The 3,594-nt window shown below is 63.0% G+C and carries 5 protein-coding genes and 2 pseudogenes; 5 read left to right on the top strand and 2 right to left on the bottom strand.

Translation table 11 applies throughout. From position 1 onward, the window contains the following. The 5 genes and pseudogenes from gatB to EN914_RS28415 form a co-directional block, all read left to right on the top strand. Positions 1-250 (top strand): annotated as a pseudogene (gatB, locus tag EN914_RS28430) (Asp-tRNA(Asn)/Glu-tRNA(Gln) amidotransferase GatCAB subunit B); the annotation flags it as partial. A 4-nt stretch (positions 251-254) separates the two neighbouring features. Next, a complete protein-coding gene (locus EN914_RS28425; RefSeq protein WP_013531348.1) occupies positions 255-749 on the top strand; it encodes a GNAT family N-acetyltransferase in 495 nt (164 codons plus the stop codon). Positions 750-910: 161 nt separating this feature from the next. Continuing rightward, positions 911-1,297 (top strand): annotated as a pseudogene (locus EN914_RS39395) (AIM24 family protein); the annotation flags it as partial. A gap of 71 nt (positions 1,298-1,368) precedes the next feature. After that, on the top strand, positions 1,369-1,608 hold the full coding sequence (locus EN914_RS39390) for an AIM24 family protein (protein WP_348627683.1): 240 nt from the start codon (positions 1,369-1,371) through the stop codon (positions 1,606-1,608). Between the two features lie 27 nt (positions 1,609-1,635). Beyond that, positions 1,636-2,052 carry a hypothetical protein gene (locus tag EN914_RS28415; RefSeq protein ID WP_081714327.1) on the top strand — a complete coding sequence of 139 codons (417 nt, stop codon included), beginning with the start codon at positions 1,636-1,638 and terminating at the stop codon, positions 2,050-2,052. Positions 2,053-2,089: 37 nt separating this feature from the next. On the opposite strand, the gene panC is transcribed toward EN914_RS28415, so the two are convergent. Then, positions 2,090-2,941, bottom strand: coding sequence for a pantoate--beta-alanine ligase (gene panC, locus EN914_RS28410; protein WP_024503880.1), 852 nt, complete (start codon positions 2,939-2,941; stop codon positions 2,090-2,092). Further along, the coding region (gene panB, locus EN914_RS28405) for a 3-methyl-2-oxobutanoate hydroxymethyltransferase (RefSeq protein ID WP_127389414.1) at positions 2,938-3,594 on the bottom strand (657 nt) is incomplete at its 5' end. The genes panC and panB, both read right to left, overlap by 4 nt.

Below are 3,594 nucleotides of genomic sequence, written 5' to 3'. Positions count from 1 at the left end.
CGTCTGGAATGAGGGCGGCGATCCGCGCCAGCTGGTCGAGAGCCGTGGCATGAAGCAGATCACCGACACCGGCGCCATCGAGAAGGCCGTAGACGAGGTGATCGCAGCCAACCCCGACAAGGTCGAACAGGCGCGCGCCAAGCCGAGCATGGCCGGTTGGTTCGTTGGCCAGGTGATGAAGGTGACCGGCGGCAAGGCCAATCCACAAGCGGTCAACGACCTCGTCAAGACCAAGCTGGGCATCGAGTAGCGCGGTGTTTGTCCGCACCGCAGGTGAACGTGATCTGACGGCCATCCGGGCGCTGCTGGTCGAAACCTGGCACACGACCTATGACGCGGTCTATGGCCCTGATCGGATCGACCGGGTCATCGAGGATTGGTGTTCGCCGGCGAAATTGAGAGCTAGCCTTGAGCGGCCGAATGCCGAATTCCTGGTCGCCGACGACGGCAAGCGCATCGGCGGCGTCGCCTATGCCGAAAGCGTCGAAGGCGGCACCGTGGTCGACCTGCAACAGCTCCATGTCGCACCCGACCTGCAAGGCCGGGGCATCGGCGGGATGTTGCTCGATGAGGTGATCGAGAATTTTCCGGAAGCCCGCTCTCTACGCATCGAGGTCGTGGAGCAGAACAAGCGTGCGGTCGCCTTCTATCTGGCCAACGGCTTTGCCGAGATTGGCCGGGCCGACAATTATGGGCCGGCGCAGTCCGGTATTGCTGCGTTGATTCTTGAGCGGATGCTGACCGCCTGAGCGCTCGATGATCGCGCGATTGCATCACGTTGTTGCGAGTGGACCCTCGAGCGCACGGCTTTCATTTGACGGCGCAAATATCGAGCGCAAAGCTGTGGCCGCTGACCCCAGCCATGATCGGTGTTTGACCGGTGGCATGCGAGGCAGCTTGGGGAATCGTCATGCCAAGCTTGCCGGAACTGATGCCGACACAGGTGTCGGACGAGACCTTTGGCGGCGTCACCTATCATATAGCGGGCGAGCTGGTGCCGGTGCTTTCGGTCGATGTCACGCGCATGCCGGTCTATTTCGAGCACCACATCCTTTTGTGGAAGAATTCCACCATCACCATCGGCCTGAAATCGCTGAAGGGCGCGCTGAAGCGGATGATGGCCGGCATGCAGATCTTCGTCACCGAGGCGTCGGGGGCGGGCATCGTTGCCTTCAGCCGCGATGGGCCTGGCCACATCGTGCCGATCCATCTCAGGCACGGCGAAGAGATCCAGGTGCGCGAGCACCAGTTTCTCGCCGCCACCGGCAATGTCGACTACACCTTCGAACGGGTGCGCGGCCTGGCGACGATGCTGTTCGGCCAGAGCGGCTTTTTCATCGACCGCTTTCGCGGTGATTCGGGCGATGCATCGTCTGGCTGCACGGCTATGGCAACGTCTTCGAAAAGACGCTCGCCGCCGGCGAAACCATCGACATCGAACCAGGCGGCTGGCTGTTCAAGGATGCCTCGGTCAGGATGGAGACCAAGATCGATCGCCTGTCGAGCGGCTTCTTCGGCGCCAACATGAATTTCATCGTCAACCGATTCACCGGACCGGGCCGTGTCGGCATCCAGTCGATGTATCTGCATATGCCGACGGAGGAATAGTTGGGCGAAGGCCACTGGCGGGCAGCAATGGCGGCCGCGATCCGGCCATGCGTCATCGCGGCGTTTGCCGTGCCGGCTCACCACGGATATGCAAGGGCCATGACCAAATTGTTCCGCACTGCGGCGCTGGCGCTGCTCGCCATCATCATTTTCGCGACCTTGTCGCCGATCCAGATGCGGCCGCATCTCGCTGAAGCAAATGTCGAGCGTGCCATGGCTTATGTCCTGCTGGGCTTCGCCCTGGCGGTCGGCTTCCCCAACCGACTGTATCAAGTGGTGATCTTTGTGGCTGTGATCGCCGGCATGCTGGAACTGCTTCAGCTCATTGATCCCGGTCGCCATGCACGCCTCATCGATGCATTGGTGAAAGCCTTTGCCGGGGTGGTTGGGATCGTCGCGGGACACCTGATCGTCAGGGCCGGCCGGCAAAAGAGCGAGAGCTAGGCGCGGCAGCAATCCGCCGCGGAGGATCGAGCCTTCGCTAGGCAGCGGGAACCCCCACATTGTCGATTAGCCTGGTTTTGCCGAGCCATGCTGCTGCGAGAAGACGCCCTTCGCGGTTTCGACGCCATGGCGCAAGCGTCAGGCTTTCGCGTGCCTCGACATAGTCGACCTTCTGGAAACCGGCGGCGATGAGGTCGCGGATAGCCTCTTCGGTTGCGTCGTTTTGGTGGGCGCCTGCCGCCAGGGCCACTGCCGTTTTGCGCAATATCACGTTGAGTTGGCGGGCGACCTTCAGTTCGGCCTCATCGAGATAGGCGTTGCGTGACGACATGGCGAGACCATGCGCGTCGCGTATCGTCGGGGCGCCGACGATGTCGACGGGCAGGTCGAGATCGCCGCAGAGCTGTCTCACCACGCAAAGCTGCTGGTAGTCCTTCTCGCCGAAGACCGCAAAGTCGGGCGTTGCCTGCAGGAGGAGCTTTGCCACGACGGTGGCGACGCCTTCGAAAAAGGTCGGCCGAAAGTCCGATTCGAGCCCGGCGGAGGGGCCGCCGACCGAGATTTTCGTGGCGAAGCCGGCGGGATACATCTCGCCAACCGTCGGTGTGAAAGCAAGGTCGGCCTTTGCCGCGCCGAGCCGATCGAGATCGCGGGCGAGTTGGCGCGGGTACTTGTCGAGGTCTTCGCTCGGCGCGAACTGTGTCGGGTTGACGAAGATCGACACGACGCAGCGCTCGGCTTTTTCGAGTGCGATCCTGACCAGCGAGATGTGCCCGTCGTGCAAAGCGCCCATAGTCGGCACCATGGCGACACGAAGGCCGTCACGGCGCCAGTCATGGATTTGCGTGCGAAGTGCGGCAACGCTGTCGACGACGACGGGTTGGCTCATGCGTCATCCCTGCTGTTTGTCGCCGAAAAGACATGGCCGGGGCCCGGGAATGTCCGGTTTCGCACTTCTGCTGCATAGCTCTTTGCGGCATGCGAGATCACGCTGCGCAGGTCGGCGTATTCCTTGACGAATTTCGGCACGCGATCGACGGTCAGCCCGACCATGTCGTCGATGACCAGGATCTGGCCGTCGCAGTCGCCGCTGGCGCCGATGCCGATGGTTGGGATGGCGAGGCGGCGGCTGATATCGGCGGCGACCCTCTCGACCGTGCCTTCGATGACCACCGAGAAAGCCCCGGCGTTCTCGACGGCGAGCGCATCGCGAAGCAATGCCGCAACAGCCTCCTCGGTGCGGCCTTTGATCTTGTAGCCGCCGTCCTTCTCGACCGATTGCGGCTGCAGGCCGATATGCCCCATGACCGGAATGCCGGCGGCGACGATGGCCGCGATCTGGCTAACCATGTCGACGCCGCCTTCGAGCTTCACCGCCTGGCAGCCGGTTTCGTCGACGACCCGCCGCGCCGAGGCGACGACAAGTGCTGCCGTGACCTCATAGCTGCCAGCCGGCAGGTCGACGACGACGCAGGCACTGGCCGAGCCGCGCATCACGGCTTGCCCATGCGCGATCATCATCTCCAGGGAGGCACCCAGTGT

It is taken from the genome of Mesorhizobium sp. M7A.F.Ca.CA.001.08.2.1 (assembly GCF_003998455.1).
Classification (GTDB): Bacteria; Pseudomonadota; Alphaproteobacteria; order Rhizobiales; family Rhizobiaceae; genus Mesorhizobium; species Mesorhizobium ciceri.
This window is presented reverse-complemented; position numbering and strand designations above follow the sequence as displayed.